Origin of the sequence: Streptomyces sp. GD-15H, from assembly GCF_045291515.1 — a bacterium.
Classification (GTDB): Bacteria; Actinomycetota; Actinomycetes; order Streptomycetales; family Streptomycetaceae; genus Streptomyces.
In genome coordinates, this window is the sequence record NZ_CP149447.1 from 5,705,866 (window position 1) to 5,729,605 (window position 23,740).

Annotated in this window: 16 protein-coding genes and 3 pseudogenes; 10 read left to right on the plus strand and 9 right to left on the minus strand. The window is 72.6% G+C overall.

Annotation, left to right across the window (positions count from 1 at the left end):
* Window positions 1-474 precede the first annotated feature (474 nt).
* Window positions 475-1,023, plus strand: a complete 549-nt coding sequence (locus WJ438_RS26965) for a hypothetical protein (protein ID WP_406727519.1) — start codon at window positions 475-477, stop codon at window positions 1,021-1,023.
* A 144-nt stretch (window positions 1,024-1,167) separates the two neighbouring features.
* On the opposite strand, the gene WJ438_RS26970 is transcribed toward WJ438_RS26965, so the two are convergent.
* From WJ438_RS26970 to WJ438_RS26985, 4 genes and pseudogenes are all read right to left on the minus strand, one after another.
* Window positions 1,168-2,565, minus strand: a complete 1,398-nt coding sequence (locus WJ438_RS26970) for an FtsX-like permease family protein (RefSeq protein WP_406727520.1) — start codon at window positions 2,563-2,565, stop codon at window positions 1,168-1,170.
* Window positions 2,562-3,269, minus strand: coding sequence for an ABC transporter ATP-binding protein (locus tag WJ438_RS26975; protein ID WP_406727521.1), 708 nt, complete (start codon window positions 3,267-3,269; stop codon window positions 2,562-2,564). The genes WJ438_RS26970 and WJ438_RS26975 overlap by 4 nt, the downstream gene beginning before the upstream one ends.
* Window positions 3,266-3,799, minus strand: a complete 534-nt coding sequence (locus WJ438_RS26980) for a PadR family transcriptional regulator (RefSeq protein ID WP_406727522.1) — start codon at window positions 3,797-3,799, stop codon at window positions 3,266-3,268. Before WJ438_RS26980 ends, WJ438_RS26975 begins: the two co-directional genes overlap by 4 nt.
* A gap of 108 nt (window positions 3,800-3,907) precedes the next feature.
* Window positions 3,908-6,789: pseudogene (locus WJ438_RS26985) on the minus strand (beta-N-acetylglucosaminidase domain-containing protein).
* A 328-nt stretch (window positions 6,790-7,117) separates the two neighbouring features.
* Here WJ438_RS26985 and WJ438_RS26990 point away from each other — a divergent pair.
* From WJ438_RS26990 to WJ438_RS27005, 4 genes and pseudogenes are all read left to right on the plus strand, one after another.
* Window positions 7,118-7,345: a hypothetical protein gene (locus tag WJ438_RS26990; protein ID WP_406729823.1), complete on the plus strand. Its 228-nt coding sequence runs from the start codon at window positions 7,118-7,120 to the stop codon at window positions 7,343-7,345.
* Window positions 7,346-9,489: pseudogene (gene malQ / locus WJ438_RS26995) on the plus strand (4-alpha-glucanotransferase). It begins immediately after the preceding gene.
* 99 nt (window positions 9,490-9,588) lie between these two features.
* Window positions 9,589-9,876, plus strand: a complete 288-nt coding sequence (locus WJ438_RS27000) for a hypothetical protein (RefSeq protein ID WP_406727523.1) — start codon at window positions 9,589-9,591, stop codon at window positions 9,874-9,876.
* Window positions 9,877-10,022: 146 nt separating this feature from the next.
* Window positions 10,023-10,118: pseudogene (locus WJ438_RS27005) on the plus strand (nitroreductase); the annotation flags it as partial.
* A gap of 17 nt (window positions 10,119-10,135) precedes the next feature.
* Here WJ438_RS27005 and WJ438_RS27010 read toward each other — a convergent pair.
* Complete coding sequence (locus tag WJ438_RS27010) at window positions 10,136-10,645, minus strand: MarR family winged helix-turn-helix transcriptional regulator (protein ID WP_406727524.1); 510 nt, start codon at window positions 10,643-10,645, stop codon at window positions 10,136-10,138.
* A 132-nt stretch (window positions 10,646-10,777) separates the two neighbouring features.
* On the opposite strand from WJ438_RS27010, the gene WJ438_RS27015 reads away from it, so the two are divergent.
* Window positions 10,778-11,734 (plus strand): EamA family transporter, encoded by a 957-nt coding sequence (locus WJ438_RS27015; protein ID WP_406727525.1) that lies wholly within the window; start codon window positions 10,778-10,780, stop codon window positions 11,732-11,734.
* A 681-nt stretch (window positions 11,735-12,415) separates the two neighbouring features.
* Here the strand turns inward: WJ438_RS27015 and WJ438_RS27020 are convergent.
* Together WJ438_RS27020 and pepN are read right to left on the minus strand one after the other, a co-directional pair.
* Window positions 12,416-12,643, minus strand: coding sequence for a UTRA domain-containing protein (locus WJ438_RS27020; RefSeq protein WP_406727526.1), 228 nt, complete (start codon window positions 12,641-12,643; stop codon window positions 12,416-12,418).
* A 127-nt stretch (window positions 12,644-12,770) separates the two neighbouring features.
* The gene (gene pepN / locus WJ438_RS27025) at window positions 12,771-15,395 is read right to left on the minus strand and encodes an aminopeptidase N (RefSeq protein WP_406727527.1); all 2,625 of its coding nucleotides are present in this window, start codon (window positions 15,393-15,395) and stop codon (window positions 12,771-12,773) included.
* Window positions 15,396-15,508: 113 nt separating this feature from the next.
* Between pepN and WJ438_RS27030 the strand changes: the two genes are divergently transcribed.
* Together WJ438_RS27030 and WJ438_RS27035 are read left to right on the plus strand one after the other, a co-directional pair.
* Complete coding sequence (locus tag WJ438_RS27030) at window positions 15,509-16,021, plus strand: DUF1203 domain-containing protein (protein WP_406727528.1); 513 nt, start codon at window positions 15,509-15,511, stop codon at window positions 16,019-16,021.
* Between the two features lie 169 nt (window positions 16,022-16,190).
* Entirely contained in the window at window positions 16,191-16,946 is a 756-nt protein-coding gene (locus WJ438_RS27035) for a DUF6585 family protein (protein WP_406727529.1), read from the plus strand.
* A 222-nt stretch (window positions 16,947-17,168) separates the two neighbouring features.
* Here WJ438_RS27035 and WJ438_RS27040 read toward each other — a convergent pair whose 3' ends face one another.
* Window positions 17,169-18,185 (minus strand): aspartate-semialdehyde dehydrogenase, encoded by a 1,017-nt coding sequence (locus tag WJ438_RS27040; protein ID WP_406727530.1) that lies wholly within the window; start codon window positions 18,183-18,185, stop codon window positions 17,169-17,171.
* Window positions 18,186-18,524: 339 nt separating this feature from the next.
* Between WJ438_RS27040 and WJ438_RS27045 the strand changes: the two genes are divergently transcribed.
* A complete protein-coding gene (locus WJ438_RS27045) occupies window positions 18,525-19,064 on the plus strand; it encodes an RNA polymerase sigma factor (RefSeq protein ID WP_406727531.1) in 540 nt (179 codons plus the stop codon).
* Between the two features lies 1 nt (window position 19,065).
* A complete protein-coding gene (locus tag WJ438_RS27050) occupies window positions 19,066-19,884 on the plus strand; it encodes a hypothetical protein (protein ID WP_406727532.1) in 819 nt (272 codons plus the stop codon).
* Between the two features lie 71 nt (window positions 19,885-19,955).
* Here the strand turns inward: WJ438_RS27050 and WJ438_RS27055 are convergent, their stop codons facing one another.
* Entirely contained in the window at window positions 19,956-23,267 is a 3,312-nt protein-coding gene (locus WJ438_RS27055) for a S8 family serine peptidase (RefSeq protein WP_406727533.1), read from the minus strand.
* Window positions 23,268-23,740 lie beyond the last annotated feature (473 nt).

The following is a 23,740-nucleotide window of genomic DNA, read 5'->3' on the forward strand; positions in this document are numbered from 1 at the left end:
TGGCACGGCGGCCAGGCCGGTCCGAACGAGGAAGATCACTGCACCCGTCGACGGGGCTGGTTCCGCTCCCGGGGGCCAACGCCCCGTACGGGAGGGGAGCGAACGATGTGGGAGCCTGGGGGCAGACCGATGCCACCACCGTCTTCCCACCCGACTCGACACCCGCGTCGTACACCGGAGGCGAGCTCGGCGGCAGCGTGTACCGGCGGGCGTCGGCGTCCTTCCAGTACCCGGGCGTGTTCGGTGAGGCGGCCAACTCGGTCTCGCCCGGCGGACATGACACCCGACTGTCCAGACGGTGTGGCGCGCACCCACGGCGCGCCACACCCGCAACTCCCCGCGAGCGATACAGCGAATCCCGCGCGTCGAGTCGGGTGGGAAGACGGCGAACGAGAAAGCGAGGGGATCGTGAGAGAACCCATGGCCGACGTCGCCGAAGAGGCCCTCCGTCAAGGGTGTTCAACGATTGCCCGGGTGACGACAGACCACCTGACCATCTCCCCTGGCGCTCCCGTCGTCGCCGATGTCCGGATCAGCGGCGACCTCGGCTTCGTTCTCCTCCTGCACCGCAGGAACGACGGTCTCGTAGCGGAAGAGCTGTACTACTCCGTGCGACGCGAGGACGGTGCCTGGGAGCGCCCCGACCATCTCGGCGGGGGCATCGTCGGCGTGGAGATGGCGGACCCCGCCGCCGTCGAGGACGCGCTCGCCGGGGTACCGATGTCCGTGCTCTCCGAGTCGGAATCCCTGGTCCACACCGGGCGCGACCCGAACGGCGACGGAGGGGAACTCGTACGCTTCTGGGCCCTCCTGGTGAGCAGCGAGGTGGACCTCATCGAGATCGAACGCCTCTCACCGGTCTCTCCCGAGACATCGACATTCTCCGGACGAGGCGTGATCGTCCCCTTGACGCTTCTCGTCCTGCTGCCCGGTGAACGCATCCGGGTTTCCGCCATACGAGGGGACAAGACATCGTGCACTCGCCTCGGCAACGCACTGGACCTGCACAACCCGCAGCAGTGACGGCGCGGACAAGCCGGCCCCGGTGGAACGCCATGGGGCTCGCACGGTCCCGGCCCGCTTCCGGGCGCGACGGCCGTGACCCGGCCGACCCTGGGAAACCCCCCGCTCCCCGGGGTCGGCCGTGTTCGGGTGGGCGAGCGTCGGTCAGGCGTAGCGCAGCTCTGCCGGGTGGGTCGAGCGGTGGAGGAGGGGGAGGGCCGTTGCCGAGGCCAGGAGGCAGGCGGTGTAGGCCGTCGGGGGGACCAGCAGGGCGGCCCAGGGGAGGGACGGGGTGGCAGTCAGGGTGCCGTAGGCGGTGCCGGCCGCCATGCCGCCCAGGCCCGCCAGGAGCAGGGCCGGTGCCAGGGGGAGCGCGGTCTCCAGGAGCAGCGCCCGGTTCAGCACCGAGCGCGGTACGCCGGCCGCGACCTGCGCGGACAGCCCCCGCCGACGGGTGGCCAGCGACTCGGCGGTGCCGACGGCGAGACCGCTCAGGGTGATCAGCAGGGCCACGGTGATCGCCGTGGCGGTCAGGTTCAGGCCCGTCGTGTAGTACGACATGTCGGCGGCCAGGTGCTCCGCTTCGCGCAGTGAGGCGAGCATCGAGTGGCGCACCCCCATGAACGCGGTCCCGACGACCGTCACCAGCAGTACCGCCGCATGCGTACGGGCCGGTGCCCACGGGTCGGCGCGCAGCCGCTCCGCCGCGATCAGCACCGCCGCCGACCGGGCCCGGACCGCGAGCACCCGCCCCACGAACCGGGAGGAGGCCCCGGCCAGCCACACCGCGCCCGCGCCGACCGCGAGCAACGCGGCGAAGAACGTCAACGGTTTCTGCCAGTCCGCCCGGCCGGGCGGCCCGTTCGCGGACACCGCGGTCAGCACACCCACCGCCGTCACCAGGGCCGCCGAGCCCAGGAACAGCCTGCCCGGTCCTCGGGCCGAACGGACACCCGTCACGCGGCGCACCCGGCCCAGTGGCGAGGCCACCACGCGGCGCAGCGCCAGCACGCTCGCCACCGCGCCCAGCACGGGCACGGCCACGGCGACCAGGACGACCGCCACCCAGGTGAGCACGGTCGGCCGGTCCCACAGGCGCAGCAGGAGCAGCACCGAGAAGACGGTCGCCACCGCCGAACCGAGCAGGCAGGCGAGTCCGGTCTCCAGCGCGGCGATCCGCCGCACCTGCCACGGTGTCGCCCCGGCCAGCCGCAGTCCGGCCAGCCGCCGGTCCCGGTGCACGGCCCCGACCCGAGCGCACTGCCCGAGGAACCCGAGCACCGGAATCAGCAGGAGAAGCAGGCCGAAGACCACCCCGGCGCGCGTTCCGGGCGCGTCGAGCAGGCCCTCGGCGACGGACACGCCGTAGGAGCCGTTGCCCAGGGACAGCAGGATCCCGGCGGCGAGCGCGAACCCGGTCGCGAGCGCCGCGCCCGTCGCGGTGAGCATGATCCGCCACCACTCCCGCCGGTCGGACCCGCGGGTGAGCTGCCAGGCCAGCCGCAGATCGGAGCGCGGGGAGGGGACGGGAGGGGCGGAGGGGACGGAGGGCGAGGTGCTCACGCGGTCACCTCCAGCGGGGTCACGGTCCCGTCGCGCAGCTGCACCTCGCGGTCCGCGTACGCGGCCACCTGGGCGTCGTGCGTGATCAGCAGGACCGCCGTGCCCGCCTCGCGGGCCGTGTGGGCCAGGGCTGTCATCACCTGCTCGCCCGCGAGCGAGTCCAGGGCGCCGGTCGGCTCGTCGGCGAAGACCGCCTTCGGGCCGGTGACCAGGGCCCTTGCCAGCGCGGCCCGTTGGGCCTGCCCGCCGCTCATCTCGCCCGGCCGCAGGTCCCCCTGCCCGCGCACCCCGAACCGCTCCAGCCACTCCCCGGCCCGCTCCCGCGCCCCCGCGCGGTCGGTACCCGCCAGCATCAGCGGCAGCGCCGCGTTGTCGAGCGCGGTCAGCTCCGGTACGAGTTGCCCGAACTGGAACACCACCCCGAAGTCGGTGCGGCGCAGCTCGCTCAGCCGCTTCTCCGGCAGCTCCTCCAGCCGCAGCCCCGCATACGTCACCGAGCCGGCGTCGGGGCGGACGATCCCGGCGAGGCAGTGCAGCAGCGTCGACTTGCCGCTGCCGCTGGCGCCGGTCACCGCGAGGATCTCGCCGGCGTGCAGCTCGACGGAGGCGCCGCGCAGGGCCTGCGTCCTGCCGTGCGCCTTGACCAGGCCGCGGGCCGCGAGCAGCGGTTCCGTCGACGGTCCTCCTGTGTTCCTGTCGCTCACGTTGCGTCGACCTCCGCGGTCAGGGTGGTGAGCCGGGCCGCCGTGGTGGTCATCCAACGGAGGTCGGCATCAAGGTGGTTGAGGGCGTAGTCCGCCGAGAGCACGGTCGCCAGACCGGCGCCGCCCGCGGACTTCACCGCGGTGAGTTCCCGCATCCGCCGCATGTGGGCGGCGCGTTGGGCGCGCAGATACGCGGCCGGGTCGCCGCCGGACAGGATCGACACCACGACCTTGGCGAAGATCTCGTTCGTCACGAAGGGCGCGGGCGGAGCGATCTCCCCGGCCCAGCGGGCAAGTTCACGCGTCCCCTCGTCCGTCGTGCGGTACGCCGTCCGCTCCGGGCCGCCGTCGGACGCGGTGCCGTCGACCTCGGCGAGACCGTCGCGGACCAGGCGTTGCAGGGTCGTGTAGACCTGCCCGTAGGCCAGCGGGCGGGCCTCGGGGAAACGTTCGTCGTGGCGTCGCTTGAGGTCGTAGCCATGGCTCGGCCCCGAGGCGAGCAGGCCCAGCAGGACGTGACGGGTGCTCATGGCGATCATTATGCACTCGGTATATGTACTGAGTGAATAGTGGGGTGCGGAAAAAGATCCGCCGACCGGCCGATCCGCCGACCGGCCGGCCGTGACCGGGCCGTCGTCTCAGTCCGCGACCGCGTACGCCTCCACCGACCACAGGGAGTAGCCGTACCGGGTGGCGCGGGTCTCGCCCTGGACGCGGACGTGGCGTACGTCGCGTTCGTCCATGCGGACGGTCTCCCGGCCACCGCCGCTGTCCGGCACCGACGCCGCCGTGCGCCAGGTGCGGCCGTCCGCCGAGACCTCGACGCGGTACGCCGACGGGTGCGCGTCCTGCCAGTGCAGCGCGACCTTCCCGAGCCGCACCGGGCGTTCCAGCTCGACCTGCCACCAGGCGTCGTCCTCGGCCGGGGACGACCAACGGGTCCCCGGGTCACCGTCGTTCGCCGCCGCCGCCGGGAAGTCGGGCGTCTCGTCGGCCGAGGAGCTCGCTCGCCCGGTGCGGGCCAGGTCGGGGCCGGCGGTGCGCGGGACGGCGTTCACCGTGAGTGTGCGGGTCGCCCCGCCGAAGCCGAGCCGGACCTCGTACGACCGGGACGGTGTCCCCGGCTCCACCGTCACCTCGACCGGCACCTGAACGGGCGTGCCGCGCGGGACGGTCTGGGTCTCCTTCGGAACCCGTACCTCCACGCCCTTCGGCGCCGCGACGGTCACCTTGCCGCGCACCTCCTCGGGGCGCAGCGAACCGAGGGTGGCCGTCAGCCGCCGGGTCCCGCCGATGTCGGTGTCCGCGGGGGCGTCCGGCAGCTTCAGCGTGGCGGCGGGCTCGTCCGTGAACCACGGGACGACGTGCCGGACCCGGGAGGCGTCCGCGCCGGTGATCCGCACGGCGCCGGCCGGGCCGTCCGCCCGGAGCTCGGTGGCGCCGGTCGGGGAGAGCGTGCCGAGGCGGCGCCAGCCCGCGCCCGGTACGTGGATCTCGGCCGTCCCCGTCGTGCCGGGCTCGGCCAGGACCGTCACCGTGCTCAGGTCCCGGACCCGTGGCAGGTGCAGGACACCGTCCTCCGTCCTGCCGCCGGCCCGGCGGCCGGCCTGTGGTCGATGCCCGCCCAGGTCTCGTACGCGTCCCGCGCCCGGTCCAGGAACGGGTCGAGGACGCCCTTGCCGACCGTCACCCGGGCCGTCTTCAGTCCTGCCCGCTGCTCGCCCAGCTTCCGGTACGCGGTCCAGGCGGCGCCCGCGTCGCCGGACTCCTGCGCCCGCAGCATGTCCAGCGCGGTGCCGCCGGCCTCGCCGTAGCGGGCCAACTGCCCGGTCCAGGGGGAGACCTCGGTGGCGAGAGCGGCGGAGCGCGGGGTGCCGGACAGACGCTCGGGCAGCTCGCGCAGCACCGTGAAGGCCGCGCGCAGCCGGTCGTCCGCCGCGCGGCCGGCGTCCGTGCCGGCGTTCGGGCGGGTCCGCCAGAACTCCGCCAGCAGCGGGCGCAGGTACGCCGACTCCTCGGCGCCGAGGACCGAGGACGCGTCGTTGCCCGCCAGCGCGGACAGGGCCTCCTCGAGTGCGGCGTCGCCGCCCGCGAGGTTGGCGATCGCGGCCCGCCAGGACTCCTGGGGGCGGTAGTCGCGCGGGTTCCAGGCGAAGTCGGCGGCGGTGAACAGCGGGATGCGGGACGCCTCGGGCTGCTCCATCGCGTTGGCGAGCAGGGCCGCCGAGCCGGCGGCGACGGCGGGTTCACGGCCCTGGTAGGGGCCGAGGAAGATCCGGCCGGGGGCGAAGTCGTTGACCGGGTAGTTGTCCATGGTCACCAGCGGACGCCCGAACACCTCCCGCGCCTTCGCCAGATCGCCGCCCGAAATGGTGCGCGGCACCACCCCGACGCCGGTCCACGCCACCTCGACATCCGAGTCCAGAGCGTGCGAGAGGGCCCGCCGGTACGCGGTCGACCCGTCCTCGTAGTACTCGGTCGGCATCAACGACAGCGCGACGGAGCCGGGGTGACGGTTCGCCAGGTGCCGGGCCACCTCGTTCGCCACGTACGCCTGGGCGCGCGCGGCCGCGTCGGGTCCGGAACCGAAGCGGTCGGCGTCCGCACGGCAGTGCCACTCGCTGTAGCTGACGTCCTGGAACTGCAGTTGGAAGGCGCGGAAGCCCAGCGCCCACATCGCGTCCAGCTTGCGCGTCAGCGCGCGCAGGTCGTCGTCCGAGGCGAAGCACATGGCCTGGCCGGGCGCCACCGCCCAGCCGAGCGTGACGTGGTTGCCCCGGGCCCGCTCGGCCAGCTCCCGGAACTCCGCGCGCCGCCGGTCCGGGTACGGCTCGCGCCAGCGGGCCTGGCGGTACAGGTCGTCACCGGGCGCGTACAGGTACCGGTTCTGCTTGGTCCGGCCCATGAAGTTCAGCTGGGCGAGACGCTGTTCGTGCGTCCACGGGGTGCCGTAGAAGCCCTCGGTGATCCCGCGCACCGCCGTGCCCGGCCAGTCGCGCACGACGACCGCGGCGAAGGCACCGTCCGGGCGCAGGAGCTGACGCAGCGTCTGGACACCGTGGAACAGACCGTCCTCGTCCGCGCCGGTCAGGGCGACGGTGCCGTCGCCGACGGTCAGCGTGTAGCCGCCGGACGGGAGGGAGTGCCGGGGGTCGCTCGTCGGCCGCTGCGCGCCCACCCGCACCACGAGCGCCCCCGCGGGCGCCTGTTCGCCGGGGGCGGTGAACCGGCGCGCCCCGGCCTCCCGCAGCAGCGCGCGCAGGGCGTCGAGGGCATGGGCGTCGGCCGTCGCGTCGGCGGTCAGGGCGACCTCGTCGGTCACCTCGACCGGGGCGCCGTTCGCGCGCAGGGACTGGGGACGGGGCCAGACGGCCAGGTCCGTCTCGGCCCGGTCGGGTACGGGAGACGTGGTCGTCCCGGGAACGGACGGCGCCGCCACGGAGGCGGGTGCGGCGCCCAGGGTTCCGGCGACGACGGCGAACGCGAGGGCGGCCGCCCTCTTCCCACGCCGCAGTTGCAAGGCTCCTCCTTGAGGAGACGGAGACAGACCGAGACACACAGAGAGACACGCAGAACACGCAGCACACGGAGCCTCTCATTCTGCGCCCCGCCTGCCAACGGGAGAGGCCGTTGTGGCAGGTTTGTCCCAGTGTGGAACGTGGGAACGGAAACAGAATGTGAGCAGGAGCACGTTGTGCGCATGGGCGCGTCTGGTCTCGCGTCCTCTGGGTAGGGGCTGCGAGGAACCCGACCGAGCGGCCCGCCGAAGCCGACTCGAAGACTCGATGAGGAGACCGTCTGTGGCTGCCGCACCGGCGTATGTCCTGTCCCCCGCCCTGTCCAAACCCATGGCGGAGCTGTCCGCCGAACCCGAAGGGATGTACGCCTGCGTCTTCAGCGCGGAGGGACCCCGCGCCGAGGTCCCGCTCACCAGCGAGCCCCCGCTGCCCGACGCCGAACCCCTCACCAGCGAGCCCCCGCTCGCCGACACCGCACACCTGACCAGCGAGTCCGACGCCGCCATGGACTCCACCGGACTCGACTCCTTCCCGGCTCAGTACGTTCCGGAGCCCTAGATGGCCGCGCCCGGCCCGGCCGAGCCCCCGTCCGAGGACTTGGCCCTGCTCGCCGCCCTGCATGGCGTCGCCACCTCCTACCACCCCTCCCCGGGCCGCACGGTCGCCGCCTCGGCCACCGCCGTCACCCTCGCCCTGGCCGCGCTCGGCGTGGACGCGGGCACGCCGGAGGCCGTCCGCGACGCGCTCGCCGCCAGCGAGCGGGAGCGGGCCGAGCGGCTGCTGCCGCCCACCGTGGTCGGCTGGGGCCCCGGCGTCCCACCCGCCCTGGCCGCGCTCCCCGAGGGCACCCGTCTGCTCGTGAGCACCGAGCAGGGCGAGACCCGCGCCTCGGCCGCGCACCTCCCGCCCGGCGTGCACCGGGTCACCGCCACCGCGCCCGACGGCCGCACCGCCGTGGCCCACCTGATCGTCGCCCCGGCCGGGCTGCCCGCGCCCCCGGCCCGTTCGTACGGGCTCCTCGTCCAGCTCTACTCGCTCCTCTCCCGCCGTTCCTGGGGCATGGGCGACCTCGGTGACCTCGGCGAACTGGCCGCCTGGGCGGGCCGTACGCGCGGCGCCGGATTCCTCCAGATCAACCCGCTGCACGCGGCCGTCCCGGGCGCGCCGACCGACCCCTCGCCCTACCGGCCCTCCTCGCGGCGCTTCCCCGACCCGGTCCACCTGCGGATCGAGGACATCCCCGAGTTCGCGTACGTCGGCGGTGCCGAGGACCGGGCCGGCTGCGGGCCCCGCTTCGGCGTGCCGCGGAGTTGCGTGAGGCGGTGCTGGACAAGGGGGCCCTGATCGATCGGGACGCCGTGTGGGAGGTCAAGAAGGCCACACTGGAACTGGTGAACGAGGTGCCACTCGGGCCCGGTCGGCTCGCCGCCTACTGCGACTTCCTCGCCGAGCAGGGCCCGGCCCTGGAGGACCACGCCACCTGGTGCGCGCTCGCCGAGGTGCACGGCTCCGACTGGCAGACCTGGCCGGGCGGCCTGCGCGACCCGCGCTCACCCGAGACCCGCCGGGCCCGCCGCGAGCTGATGGCCCGCGTCGACTTCCACTCCCGGCTGGCCTGGCTCACCGACACCCAGCTCACCGCCGCCCAGCGGGCCGCGCGCGAGGCCGGGATGCCGGTCGGGATCGTCCACGACCTCGCGGTCGGCGTGCACCCCGGCGGCTCCGACGCCTGGGCGCAGCAGGACACCCTCGCCACCGGCATGTCGGTCGGCGCGCCACCCGACGCCTTCAACGCCCGCGGTCAGGACTGGAGCTTGCCGCCCTGGCGTCCCGACCGGCTCGCCGCCTGTGGTTACGCGCCCTTCCGCGCCCTGCTCCGGGCCCTCTTCCGGTACGCGGGCGCCCTGCGCATCGACCACGTGATGGGCCTGTTCCGGCTCTGGTGGGTGCCCGAGGGCCACCCGCCCACCGCAGGCACGTACGTCCGCTACGACGCCGAGGCCATGCTCGCCGTCCTCGTCCTGGAGGCATCCCGCGCCGAGGCGGTGGTGATCGGCGAGGACCTGGGCACGGTCGAGCCCGGCGTGCGCGAGGCGCTGCGCGAGCGCGGTGTGTACGGCACCTCGGTGCTCTGGTTCGAACGGGACTGGGAGGGCGACCGCCGGCCGCTGCCGCCCGGGGCCTGGCGTGCCGACTGCCTGGCCACCGTCACCACCCACGACCTGCCGCCCACCGCGGCCCGCCTCACCGGCGAGTACGTCGAGCTCCGCGACAGCCTCGGTCTGCTCACCCGCCCCCTCGCCGAGGAACGCGCGGAGGCCGCCGCCGACACCGGGGAGTGGCTGGACCTGCTGGCCCGGCTCGGCCTGCTGCACGGCACGGGCGGTACCGCCACCTCGGAGGAGGAGGTACGGATCCAGGCCGTCCACCGCTATCTGCTGCGCACCCCCGCCCGGATGATCGGCGTCTGGCTCCCCGACGGCGTCGGCGACCGGCGCCCGCAGAACCTCCCCGGCACCAGGGACCAGTACCCGAACTGGCGCCTGCCCATCGCCGACGCGCAGGGACGTCCGATGCCCCTGGAGGACCTGACGGCGTCCCCGCGGCTGCACGCGCTGTTCGACGCGGTCCGCGCCCACGGCGCCCACGGCGCCCACAGCGTCCCCACCACCCGGCCGCGCGATACGGGTGGCGACACCTGAGGGCGAACCCGGTCGAATCGGGGCGTACCCGGGCCGACCGGGGCCCCGTACGGCACCCCGGGCGCGCAGGCCCCACGGGCGTTCGCTAGTTTGGGCACCGTGGACAAGACGAACGCCCTGCGCGCCGGCGCCCTGGCAGCCGGTACGACGCTGATGATGCTGCTCATGACGTCCCCCGCGCTCGCGCTCACCCGCGACGACGGGGACGACCCCGGCACGGGCCTGAGCGTCGTCGAGACGCTGGGTCTCTACGTCGTGGCCCCGATCGTGCTCTTCCTGGCCATCGCCGGGCTGGTGATGGTCCTCGACAAGTCGCACCAGAAGAAGGACACGACCAGCTCCAACATCAGGATCAAGGCCGACGCCCAGACCGACGTCAAGGCCTGACCCCGGTCCCGGACTCCGGTCGGTCGTCCCCGCATCTTTCCGAGGGCGCCGGCGACCTCTCCACCTCGAAGAACGACATGCTGCCCAGGTAGCGTTTCCTTCCGGCCTGAGACGATCACCGGGACCGTGGGAACGCGCGCAAGGGTGTCGTCGTCACCGACCCCGCGGTCATGGCCGACCTCGCACCGCTGGGGAAGCGGTGCGTAGACGCCCACCCGGCCACGACCGGCAAGTACGCCCCCGGACGTCGAGCGGTCCGCTACCTCTCGGTGGCGAGCAGCAATTCCCTCAGCAGATCTGCCAGTTGTTCCGCCCGGTCCCCATCCAGGGCGGACAGGGCCTCCGTCTGGAGGGCGAGGCCCGCGCCGACCGCCTCGTCGACCAGACGCAGGCCCTGCTCGGTGAGCGTCACCTGGAGCCCCCGGCGGTCGTGCGGGTCGGGTGAGCGGCGCAGCAGTCCCGCCCGCTCCAGCTTGTCGAGGCGGCCCGTCATCCCGCCGGTGGTGAGCATCAGCGTGGCCGAGAGCTGGCGCGGGGAGAGGGCGTAGGGCTCGCCGGAGCGCCGCAGGGTCGCGAGGACGTCGAACTCCCCGCGTGAGATGCCGTACTTGGCGTACGCCCTGTCCATCCGGTCGCCCATGGCGCGCGAGAGTCGGTGGACGCGGCCGAAGACCTCCATGGCGGCCGTGTCGAGGTCCGGCCGCTCCCGGGCCCACTGCTCGATGATCGCGTCGACGGGGTCCTTGCGCTGCTCGGGACGTGCACTCATGGGCAGGAGTATCCGTCCCCTCCCGGTCGCCCGCAAGAAAGTAGGTTGCTGGAAAGTTGCTTGGTAGAAAGTTGCTTAGAGCTAAGCTACTTTCTGCCAACCTGAAACCGACCCGGGAAGAGGTGCGCCCCCATGGCCCCGAACCGCGCCACCCTGATCGCACTCACCGCCCTCGCCCCCGTCTCCTGGGGCACCACCTACGCCGTCACCACCGAGTTCCTCCCCGCCGACCGCCCCCTGTTCGCCGGCCTGATGCGCGCCCTGCCCGCCGGACTGCTGCTGCTCGCGCTCGCCCGGGTGCTGCCGCGTGGCGCCTGGTGGGGGAAGGCGGCCGTGCTCGGCGCGCTGAACATCGGGGCGTTCTTCCCCCTGCTGTTCCTCGCCGCGTACCGCCTGCCCGGCGGTATGGCCGCAGCCATCGGCTCGGTGGGACCGCTGTGCGTGGTCGGTCTCTCGGCGCTGCTGCTGGGGCAGCGGCCCACGGCGCGCACCCTGCTCGCCGGGACCGTGGCCACGTTCGGCGTGAGCCTGGTCGTCCTGAAGGGGGTCGGGGCGCTGGACCCGCTCGGCGTGCTCGCCGCGCTCACCTCCATCGCCTCCATGTCCACCGGCACCGTGCTCACCAAGCGGTGGGGCCGCCCCGACGGCGTCGGCCCGCTCGCGCTCACCGGCTGGCAACTGACCGCGGGCGGCCTGCTGATCGCCCCGCTCGCCCTCGTGGTCGAGGGGGCGCCACCCGCGCTGGACGCCCCGGCGATCGGCGGCTACCTCTACCTCGCCCTGGTGAACACGGCGGTCGCGTACTGGCTCTGGTTCCGGGGCGTGGGCCACCTCACCGCCACCCAGGTCACCTTCCTGGGTCCCCTCTCGCCCCTGACCGCAGCCGTGGTCGGCTGGGCGGCCCTGGGCGAGACCCTGACCCCGCTCCAGCTGACGGGCATCGCTGTGGCTTTCGGCGCGACGGTGGCGGGCCAGCTCGCACCCGAACCCCGGCGGAAGGCACCTGGAGGGAAGGAGCCCGAGTGGAAGGCTTCACGGCGCAGTGACGCGATGGACTGCCGCCCGTCAGCGGCGGCCCCCTGCAAGTAGCGGGACGGCGGACCGTGAGGTGCGGCCACCGCCATCCGTCGAATCCGCGCTGAATCCGCACGCCGGGCCAATGCGGAAGGCACCGGCGGACAGGCTGCGGACCGGATGCCCGCAGAGGTGGTCACCCTCGCGGAGCACTGGCCGGACCTATCCGCGACCTGCCCCGCCGACCCTGTCGCAGCCGCAGGGAAAGCAGCCGATGTGCTGCGGACCTGGGCGACACAGCCGGCTTCCGGCGCCACGGAATCCCGGCTGGCCTCCCACCGTGACCGGGCAACACGCGCGGTCCGCGCCTCCGCAGAACCGGCGGCCGGAGGCGCCCGGCACAGCATTTTGAAGCCGTTTGCCCTGCCAAGGCGCCGCAGACTACCGACGGCCCCTCCCAGACACCGGCCGCCCTCCCGGTCGGCGTTTGGCGTCTCTCCGCTGCCGCTCGGGGCACGGCTCCTGACTCGAACTGCTGTAAAAACTGCGGCCGGTGCCCTGTAAGAGGCACCGGCCGCGGCCTGCTGGGACATGAGCTGCCATCCCCGCGGGTGCGGGGATGGTTTCCGCACCGGCAAGTGGGAGGGTGGCGACTCTTCCCGCTCTCCGCACCCGCGGGGATGGCCCCTACGTCTAGGACAAGCGTTCCGATACGGCCACCAGACCCCCTTTCGGGAATCCCCGAAGGCACTCTTTTCACTCGGGCGTGAACTCGTACTGAAGCTCGTAGAGATGGCCCGCCTTGACCATGACCGTGGCTTCCACGGGGCGGGCGTCGCCGTCGAGTGTGACCCGACTCAGGCGGAGGACGGGCTCGTCCGGTCCCAGGCGCAGGATGTCGCGCTCCTCCGGGGTCGGCATGCGCGCGGTCACGTCCTCGCGTACCCGGGCGCCGACGTGTCCAAGCTTGGCGAGAAGCGTCACGGACCGCGCAGAGGGGGAGGGGGTGGTTGAGCGCGTGCGGACGTATCGATCGGACTCCGTGCAGCGAGAAGGGCGCCCGGTGTGACACCGGGCGCCCTTCGGGCCTTACCGCTACTCGACGACCCGGCTACTTGGCCGCCGCGTCCGCGGCCTGGGCGCGCAGGGCGCGTTCGACGCCCGCGCGGGACTCCGAGACCAGGCGGCGCAGGGCCGGGCTCGGGTCGGCCGAGGCGAGCCAGGCGTCCGTCTTCTCCAGGGTCTCCTCGGAGACCTGGATCGCCGGGTAGAGGCCGACCGCGATCTGCTGGGCCATCTCGTGGGAGCGGGACTCCCAGACGTCCTTGAGCACCTCGAAGTACCGCTCCGTGTACGGCGCCAGCAGCTCACGCTGGTCGGTCTGGACGAAGCCGGTGATGACCGCCTCCTGGACCGCGTTCGGCAGCTTGTCGGACTCGACGACCGACGCCCACGCCTCCGCCTTGGCCTCCTCGGTCGGCCGGGCGGCGCGCGCGGTGGCGGCGTGCCGCTCACCCGCGGCGGTCTTGTCGCGCTCGTACTCGTCCGTGATCTCGGACTCGTCGTACCGGCCCACCGCGGCGAGCCGCTGCACGAACGCCCAGCGCAGCTCCGTGTCGACGGCCAGGCCCTCGATCGTCCGGGTGCCGTCCAGCAGGCTGTCCAGGAGGTCCAGCTGCTCCGGCGTCCTCGCCGCCGCGGCGAACGCGCGCGCCCACGCCAGCTGGTGGTCGCTGCCCGCCTCGGCGGCGCGCAGATGGGCCAGCGTGGCCTCCGTCCAGCGGGTGAGCAGCGCCTCGCGGGAGGCCGGGGCGGCGTACAGGTCGATCGCCAGCTTCACCTGGCGGTGCAGCGACTGCACCACGCCGATGTCCGACTCCTTGCCGATGCCCGACAGCACCAGGGACAGGTAGTCGCGGGTGGCGAGTTCGGCGTCCCGGGTCATGTCCCAGGCCGACGCCCAGCTCAGCGCGCGCGGCAGGGACGACTCGAAGTCGCCGAGGTGCTCGGTGACGAAGGCCAGCGACCGCTCGTCCAGGCGGACCTTGGCGTACGACAGATCGTCGTCGTTGAGCAGGACCATGTCGGGACGGGCCTTGCCGACGAGCTGCGGTACGGCGGTCAGCTCGCCGTCGACGTCCAGTTCGACCCGGTCGACGCGCACCAGCTTGCCGCTCGCCTCGTCCAGGTCGTACAGACCGACGGCGATGCGGTGCGGGCGCAGGGTGGCCTCGCCCTTGGCGCCGGCGGGCAGCGCCGGGGCCTCCTGGCGGATGGCGAAGGACGTGATGACCCCCGTGCCGTCCGCGCCGTCCGTCTCGATCTCCGGGCGCAGCACGTTGATGCCGGCCGTCTCCAGCCACTTCTTCGACCAGGTGCTCAGGTCGCGGCCGGAGGTCTCCTCCAGGGCACCCAGCAGGTCGGACAGGCGCGTGTTGCCGTACGCGTGGCGCTTGAAGTAGGCCTGCACGCCCCGGAAGAACGCGTCCTCGCCGACGTAGGCGACCAGCTGCTTCAGGACGGACGCGCCCTTGGCGTACGTGATGCCGTCGAAGTTGACCAGCACGTCGTCCAGGTCACGGATGTCGGCCATGATCGGGTGGGTGGACGGCAGCTGGTCCTGGCGGTAGGCCCAGGTCTTCATGGAGTTCGCGAACGTCGTCCAGGAGTGCGGCCACTTCGAGCCCGGCGCGTCGGCCTGGCAGGCGGCCTCGGCGTAGGTGGCGAACGACTCGTTCAGCCACAGGTCGTTCCACCACTCCATGGTGACCAGGTCGCCGAACCACATGTGGGCCAGCTCGTGCAGGATCGTCGCGGCCCGCGTCTCGTAGGCGGCGTCCGTCACCTTCGACCGGAAGACGTACTGGTCCCGGATGGTCACGGCGCCGGCGTTCTCCATCGCGCCCGCGTTGAACTCGGGCACGAACAGCTGGTCGTACTTCTCGAAGGGGTACGCGTAGTCGAACTTCTCCTGGAACCACTCGAAGCCCTGCCGCGTGACGTCGAAGATGGCGTCCGCGTCGAGGTACTCGGCGAGCGAGGGCCGGCAGTAGATGCCGAGCGGCACCGACTGGCCGTCCTTCTCGTACACGCTGTGCACGGAGTGGTACGGGCCGACGATCAGCGCGGTGATGTACGTCGAGATCCGCGGCGTCGGCTCGAACTCCCAGACGTTGCCCCGGGGCTCGGGCGTGGGCGAGTTGGAGACGACGGTCCAGCCCTCCGGGGCCTTCACGGTGAACTGGAAGGTCGCCTTGAGGTCCGGCTGCTCGAAGCTCGCGAACACCCGGCGGGCGTCCGGCACCTCGAACTGGGTGTAGAGGTAGGCCTGGCCGTCGACCGGGTCGACGAACCGGTGCAGGCCCTCGCCGGTGTTGGTGTACGCGCAGTCGGCGCTCACCCGCAGGACGTTACGGCCCGGGAGCAGACCCGGCAGGGCGATCCTGGAGTCCTTGAACACCTCGGCGGGATCGAGGGAGTCCCCGTTGAGGGTCACCTCGTGGACGGTGGGAGCCACCAGGTCGATGAACGACTCCGCCCCGTCCCCGTCCGCGGAGACGTCGAAGCGCACCGTGGTCACGGACCGGTAGGTGCCTCCCCCACTCTCGGCTTCGCCCGGGCGGGAGGGACCCCCACCCTGCGCGTCGGAGAGGTCGAGATCGACCTCGTACGAGTCAACGGTCAGCAGCTTCGCCCTCTGCTGCGCCTCTTCGCGAGTCAGGTTTGTGCCAGGCACGCGGTCATCTCCTCGTTATGTGTGGGTTGTGCCATCCTTCCACGTCATCGGCACGGAACGCGATGTCCGTTTACCGCCGGTGGCGCGCCCGGCCCGGCGCGAGCCTGGAACCCATGACGACGACCCACACTCCCCGCCCCATCCCGGCACCGGCCCTGAGGGAACTGCGCACCGTGGACGACGCGGGCCGCCCCGCGGTTCCCCGCACCGACGACGAGGGCGGCGCCCCGCTCCGCTGCTGCCTGCGCCGCAGCGCGCCGGGCGAGACCATCGCCCTGGTGTCGTACGCGCCGCTGCGCCGCTGGGCGGCGGCGACGGGCGCCGACCCGGGCGCGTACGACGAGCAGGGGCCGGTCTTCCTCCACGCCGAGGAGTGCGCGGGCCCGGCGCCCGACGCCGGCCTCCCCTTCACCCACGCCCACCGCACGCTGCGCCGCTACTCCGCCGACGGCCGCCTCCTGGGCGGCCGCCTGGTGGAGACCCCGGACGCCTTCGCCCCCGCCCTCACGGACGCCTTCGCCGACCCGGAGGTGGCCCTCGTCCACGTCCGCGCCGTGGAGTACGGCTGCTTCCTCTACGAGGTACGGCGCGACGACCGTGGTGACCCGGCTCCGGACGGCCGATGAACCGCCGGCCCGCCCGCAGGCTGCCGCAGCCAGGCGCCGCGGGCGGTGCGGAGCGGGCCGTCCCCGGCGGACCGGGGCTCCACCGGGAGGCTCCCGACGTGTAAAAGCGCCGGCCCCGACCGCAGAATGATCGCCGAATCCCTGATCACCACGGCGAGGAGCACGGCTCATGGCAGGATCCACCGCTCAGCAGGACCCCGGGCAGACAACAGTCCATGAGGCGGCACCTCCGGGCACCGAAGGGCTCGGGCGGCTGCGGGAGACGTTCCTGCCGAAGCGCATCGGCACGGTGCGGATAGCCGCCCTCCTGTCCATGGGAATCGTCTCCCTGATCCTTCCTCCCCTGGGCGCCTACTTCCTCTGGCTCGCCGCCAGAACGCCCAATCTCTCGCGCAAGCAGGCCGCCCGCCGACTGCACCTTTTCGAGCACGGCCTGGCCGAGGTGGGAAGGAACGGCAAGGTCTCCGTCTTCCGCTGGGACTCGATGACGGCGCTCCAGGAGATCACCGAGCGGTACGCGAACGGCATCTACGTCGGGACCACCTACGTCTACAGGCTCTCCCGCGAGGACGGTACGACGCTCAAGGTGACCGACTTCTACGCCCAGCCCGAGCGCTGGGGCCCGGCGTTCCAGCAGGAGATCACCCGGGCGCAGCTGCCCGGGCTGCTCGCCGGGCTGGAGCAGGGCCGGGCCCTGACCTACGGGGGCCTCTCGGTGAACCTGGGTGGTGTGGCCACGACAAAGGGCAGCCTGACCTGGCCGGAGATCGAGAAGGTCGAAATCTCCCAGGGATTTCTGGTGCTGCGCAAGTCCGGCAAGAAGCTGCCCTGGGCAACGGTGCCGGCCAAGGAGATCCCGAACCTCTTCCTCTTCCTCGCCCTCGTCGACCAGGTCCGATACGGCGGCCTGCGCCCGGACGCCTGACCCGCCGGAGCACGGGCGGCGCCCCAGTGCGCCGTCCGCGCGGACGGCGTCGCGCAGCGCGGTCCCACGAGATCCGGATCGGATGACCGTGACCAGCCTCGACACCGGCTCCCCGGCCCGACGGTCGCTCCACGAGCGGGAAAGGGGGCACCCACCGGTCGAGTGGTGGGTGCCCCCTTCCCGCGGACAGGTAGGGCTCGGCTTCCCGTGGGCAGGGAGGGCTCAGCCCTTGAGCTCCGCCGCCACCAGTTCCGCGATCTGCACGGTGTTCAGGGCCGCGCCCTTGCGGAGGTTGTCGTTGGAGACGAAGAGGGCCAAGCCGTTGTCGACCGTCTCGTCGCGGCGGATGCGGCCGACGTAGGACGGGTCCTGGCCGGCTGCCTGGAGCGGGGTGGGGATGTCGGTGAGGACGACACCGGGGGCGTCGGCCAGCAGCTCGGTCGCGCGCTCCGCGCTGATCGGGCGGGCGAACCGGGCGTTGATCTGCAGGGAGTGGCCGGAGAAGACCGGGACGCGCACGCAGGTACCGGAGACCTTGAGCCCGGGGATGTCCAGGATCTTGCGGGACTCGTTGCGCAGCTTCTGCTCCTCGTCGGTCTCGTTCAGACCGTCGTCCACGAGGTTGCCCGCGAAGGGCAGCACGTTGAAGGCGATGGGGCGCTTGTAGACGCCGGGCTCGGGGAAGTCGACCGCCGCGCCGTCGTGGGCCAGCTTGTCGGCGTCGGCGACGACCTTCCGGGTCTGGTCGTGCAGCTCGGCGACGCCCGCGAGTCCGGAGCCGGACACCGCCTGGTACGTGGCGACGACCAGCGTCTCGAGGCCCGCCTCGGCGTGCAGCGGACGCAGCACCGGCATCGCGGCCATCGTGGTGCAGTTCGGGTTGGCGATGATGCCCTTGGGGCGGTTCGCGATCGCGTCCGGGTTCACCTCGGAGACGACCAGCGGGACCTCGGGGTCCTTGCGCCACGCGGACGAGTTGTCGATCACGACCGCGCCCTGCGAGGCGACCTTCTCGGCCAGTGCCTTCGAGGTCGCGCCGCCCGCGGAGAACAGCACGATGTCCAGTCCGGTGTAGTCCGCGGCGGCCGCGTCCTCCACCGTGACCCCGTCCAGGACCGTCCCCGCCGAGCGGGCCGAGGCGAACAGGCGCAGCTCGGTCAGCGGGAACTCCCTCTCCTTGAGGATGCCGCGCATGACCGTGCCCACCTGACCGGTGGCTCCGACGATTCCGACCCTCACGGTGTCTCCCTACTGCGTCACTGCGTCTTGTGCGTTCCTGTTGCCTGGCCGAGGCTTTTCCATCATGCGGCCGACCACGGCCCGCCTGTCCAATTCTTTGCGGCTTCTGCCCGCCCAGTGGGACGCCCCGACGGTGACCACCGGGCACGGACCTGCGGTCGGCACCCCGCTGAACTGCAGAAAGTCAGCCGTTGGGGAGCGCGGACCGCAAAGTTCCCTGCCCCGCCCGGCGCCACCCACACGAAGGTGTGACGTACACCTCTTCGGGGTCCGGAGCACCGGTCGAACGTTCCGGGCGGCAACGGCGTCGTAGGAGAAACAGCGTGAGGGGGGTGGCCGGTGCTGCGCGGAAGGACCCGGCGTGGCCGGGGGGCGTACGTCGCCGCGGACGACGATCCGCTGGACGCGGCGCAGGAACGCCGGGTGCGGGCGGTGCTCGCGCTCGGCGGGGTGCCGCAGGCCGACCTGCCGGACGGGGTGCAGCAGGTCCGCCTGCGGCTGCTGGAACGCGCCGCGAGCGGGCAGGAGGCGCTCCGGGACGTCTCCGCGTGGGCGGCGGTGGTCGCCTCCCACCTCGCCATGGACTGGCACCGGGCCAAACGCCGCCAGGAGCGGCTCGGCGAGCGCCTCGCCGCGCTGCGCCCGGCGGAGCAACTCCCCTCCGGTGAGGAGAGCAGCCTGCTCTCCCTCGCCGTCGCCCGCGGCCTGGACGAACTGCCCGACGCCCAGCGTCAGGTCGTCGTGCTGCGGTTCTACGCCGACCTTCCGGTGCGCTCGATAGCCGACCAGCTCGGTGTCCCGGAGGGCACGGTCAAGAGCCGGCTGCACACGGCCGTACGGGCCCTGCGCGCCCGCCTGCACGAGGACGAGGTGGTGTGACGTGACCGCCCACGACGACGACCGGAACACCGGGAACGCCGGGAACACCGAGCACGACGACACGTACGACGGCATGGACGCCCTGATGGCCGCGATCCTCGACGAGCCGCTGCCCGCGCGGGCCCGGCACGACCCGGCGTTCACGGCCGCGCGGGACGCGGCCGCAGCCGACGTCGCCGTGCTGCGGGAGCAGCTGGGCCTGATCGGAGACGCGCTGGCCGACGCCGGTGAGCACCAGGAGGCCGGGTCCGGGTCCCCGGCGATCCCCCTCGCGCCGGTGACGCCCCTGCCCGTCCGCCCCCGTCGTGCCCGCCGCCCCCTGCGGATCGCCCTCGGGGCGCTCGTCGCGGCGGCGGCCGCCACGGTGGTCGTCGGCATGGGCTGGCTCGTGACACTGACCGGGCAGGACACCGCCTCGTCGGTGCCCGAGGCCGCCGACGCCGCCACGGGCACCAAGCAGTCGAGCGGTGTGCTCTTCGGCAGCCCCCGCTACCTCGCCTGCGCCCGGCTCGTCGCCGAGGGCACGGTCTCGGCGGTGGAACCGGTGCCGGGCGCGGGCGCAGGACAGGAGCGCGTCACGCTGACGGCGACCCGCGTCCACAAGCCGGAGAAGGGCGCAACGGGCGGCGATGACGAGATCGTTCTCCTACGAGAGGCCGCCGGCCATCCCCCGCTGCACGAGGGCGACCGGGTCCTGGTCGGCCTGCCCCGTGAGGGCGCCGTCCCGGACACCGTGATCGTCGGCGAGGAGGACATCGCCCCCGAGCGGGCGCGGATCACCGCCGCACTGCCCGCGTCACGCACCCTGACCTGTGAGTGATCGGCGGAGGGTGCGTACGACGAAGGGGCGGGCGCCCTTGTGGACGCCCGCCCCGAGTGTGGTGGCCGCGGTTACGGAATGACCTTCTCGATCGTCACGCTGCCCACGCCCGCGACCGTGCCGCGCGCGTTGACCAGCTGCACGCGCCCGAAGAACTCACGTCCCTCGGGAGCCGCCGCGACTGCCGTGACGCTGCCGGAGACGGTGGTCGAGGCGCCCGTGCCGAGCTTCACCGGCGCGGAGCCGTCGACCGTGACCTCGCCGAGCGTGGCGGAGAAGAACACGTCCCGGTAGTCGTACTCGGTGGAACCGGCCGGGACGGAGTAGCCCGCGACCTCCACCGTGTACGTGCCGGCGGCCGGCTTGGCGATGGAGACCGACTCCTCCGAGTCGCCGTCGGCGGACCGGGCGACGACGGTGCCGTTCTTGTCCTTGACCGCCAGGTCCAGGTCGGCGGCGGTGTCGGTGACGTTGCCGATGGCCACGTCGAGCGACGCGGCGCCCTCGGGCACCACGACCGTGGTGATGTGGGTGTCGCCCGTGCTGATCGTCGGCCGGTCGGACTTGGCCGAGCCGAGCGGGCCGCCCACCAGCTTGCCGTCCAGGGCGGCGAACCGGTTCGTCACCTTCCAGGAGGCGGCGGTCGGGGTGCCGACCTTCGCCTCCGGCACGGTCACGGTCTCCGGGTCGAAGGCCGCGCCGAGCACGGCGACGTCCAGCTTGTACGGGTTGTCGAGCAGCGGCGAGGTGCGGCGCGACTCGACCTCGATCTCCCAGACGCCCGGCTGCGGGTCGGCGTAGGAGCGCACGTCGGGACGGCAGGTGTTGGCCGGGTTGTAGTTCGGGTAGCAGTTGATCGTCGACGTCGGGTCGGCCGGGACGCCGTACGGGTGGATGGCGATGAACCGGGTCTGGCTCGTGGCCTTCAGCCCGCTCATCGCGATCTCCAGCGTCTTCGCGCCCTCGGGCACGGTGACGAAGTAGGAGGTGGTGCTGTTGCGCTGGGCGGTGCCGGACGCGGCGAAGGTGTACTTCAGCGGCGCCGAGACGACCACGGTGTTCAGGATCTGCCGGTCGACACCCTCGGTGCGCGGGTCGTCGACCTCCAGGATCGCGCTCTTCAGGCTGGCCGACCGGGGCGCGGCCTGGACCTTGACGGTCACCGGCTTGTTCAGCGACAGCCACACGTCGCGGTCGCCGAGGATGCGGAAGGTGTCGCCGGCGTTGTTCGCGAGGTCGAGCTCGTGCCGGATCGCGCGGTCGGGGCCGGACGTACGGGTGACGGTGATGTCGTACGTCTTCTTCTGACCGGCCTTGAGGCCGCCCTCACGGTCGTAGAGGCCCGTGCCGAAGCCCGGGGTCTTCAGGAACTGGTCGATCGCGGTGTCGATCGGTGCCTTGACCGTGTACTCGTGCGCGGTGGCCCCGTCGCGGATCGCGTCCCAGGCGTCCTCGAGGTCGATGAGGCCGGCGCCCTCCTCGTAGGCCTGCAGGCCCTTGATGTGCTGGGCGGTGGAGGTGAGGGCGGTGCGCAGCTTCGCGGGCGTCAGGTCGATGCGCTTCTGCTTCGCGGCCGACAGCAGCAGCGCGGCGAAGCCGGCGGCCTGCGGGGACGCCATCGAGGTGCCCTGGAGCATGCCGTAACCGGCCGGGAGGCCGTAGCCCGCCTCGGCGACCGGCGCGCCCGGCGACCAGGTCTGGATGGTGTTGATCAACGCGCCGGGCGCGATCAGCGTCGGCGTGAAGCCGCCGTCCTCACGCGGACCGCGCGAGGAGAACGGCATCATGGCGTACTTCTTCTCCACGACGGAGCCGTAGTTGGCGGCCCAGGTCTCCTTGGAGACGGACGCGCCGACCGAGATGACCTTGTCGGCCAGGGCGGGGTCGCCGATGGTGTTGGCGCCGGGGCCGGAGTTGCCCGCGGAGATCACCAGCTGGACGCCGTAGGTGTCGATGAGGCGGTTGTACAGCGTGGCGCGGGCGTTGTTGCCGTCGTTCAGCGCCGGCAGGCCGCCGATGGACATGTTGACGATGTCGACACCACGATTGGCGACGAGGTCGATCATGCCCTCGGTGAGTGCCACGCTGGTGCAGCCGCCGGACCAGGTGCAGGCGCGGGAGGAGACGATCTTCGCGCCGGGGGCGGCGCCGTTCATCTTCCCGCCGAACAGGCCGTGGGCCGCGGTGATGCCGGCGACGTGCGAGCCGTGCGAGCCCTGGATGACACCGATGTTGACGAAGTCGGCCTTCTGGCCGATCCAGCCGCCGCCGTACGGGTCCATCGGGACGTCCTCGCGGATCTCCACGACGAACGGCTGGCGTTCGGCGACGTCGGTGGCCGGGTCGTCGGTGCCGAAGTACCCGATCTGGAAGCCGTCCTTGTACGGCTTCATCGGGGTGTCGTCGGAGAAGTCCTGGTTGTCGTTCAGGTCGACGCGGACCGTGCCGGCCTCGGCGTCGTACAGCACGCCCCAGGAGTTGGTGGTGTCGCCGTCGCGGTTGGCGTCACCGGCCGCGTCACCGCCGATGGTGTACGACTCCTTGAAGGTGCTGATCCGGTACTGGCCCTCGGGCGCCGTCCAGGTCCTGTCGTCATGGGTGAAGGTGGGCCCGGAAACCGATTCGACCATCGGACGCCAGGTCCGGTCGCCGTCCACGATCGGGTCGGTCGCCGTCACCCAGTCGACGATCTTGCGCTCGCCGGTGGTGGTCTTCTGCAGCGCCGGGTGGGCGAGGTCCACACCCGTGTCGAGGACACCGATGGTGACACCGCGGCCGTCCGCCTTCGGGTTGTCCTCCACGAAGTCGACGGCGCCGGTCTCGAAGGACGGGTTGTACGGGTTCTTGGCGGGGGTCTGCTTCCCGGGAGCCGGGTAACTGCCCTCGCCGCCCTTGTCGGCGGCGCCCTTCGTGGTGTCCGCGCCGGGTGTCGGGTCGTCCAGCGGGATCTCCTCGCGCAGGTCGATACCGTGCACGGAGGAGAGCTTGGCGGCGGCGGCGATGGCCGAGTCCGCCTTGGCGGTGGGGACGGTGGCGCGGACGTAGCCGAGCTTGTCGTAGGTCCGGCCGACCGAACCGCCCTTGACCGCGTCCAGCTGTTCGGCGACCTGCTTGGTCTTGCCGGGGGCGGTGGCGATCATCATCGTGACGTTCTTGGCGCCGTCCGCCTTGGCCTCGGCGAGCAGGTCCGCGTCCTTCGAACCGAGCTTGTCGGGCGCGGACTTGACGTCACCGTCGGCGGGTGCGGCGGCCGGCGCGCCGGCGGCGGCCGCCAGGGGTATCGGTCCGACCGCGCAGAGCGCGGCGACGAGACCGGCGGCCAGGGCGATACGGGCGGCGTGTCTCGCACCCGATATCGGTTCGCGCGAGGAGGAATGGGTCATCGGCATCCCTTGTATGTAAAGGCACCATCGTGGAGCGACCGGAGTCGATCGACCCTGGCCGCGATCATCCGGAATGCGACCCCGGACGATCGCTGAGCTTTTCGCAAGGGACAGGTGTTTGGGGAGGGTTGACCGAATCGAAATGGATGTATGGGGAAAACCCGCTATGCATCTATCGGGTGTTCGGGGAGGAGAGGGGCAAGTCGTCCGTGCGGTCGTGTCGTACGGCGGCGGCCTGTTGGCGCGTACTCGTCTGACGGTCCGGCGACCACCGGGTCGACGTCCCGGAGCGCGGCAGAAGTTGAGGGTGGAGGCCTACGCCGTGGTGGTCCGCGACGGACAGCTACTGTCGGCCCGCTCACCGGCTGGGCCCGGGTGCGGGAGCCGTCAGTGGTCCCACGAGTCGCCTGCCGGGGGCTGAGTGCTCTCCTCCGGGGCCGCCGACGTGCCCTCCGTGATGACCCGGCCGGCAC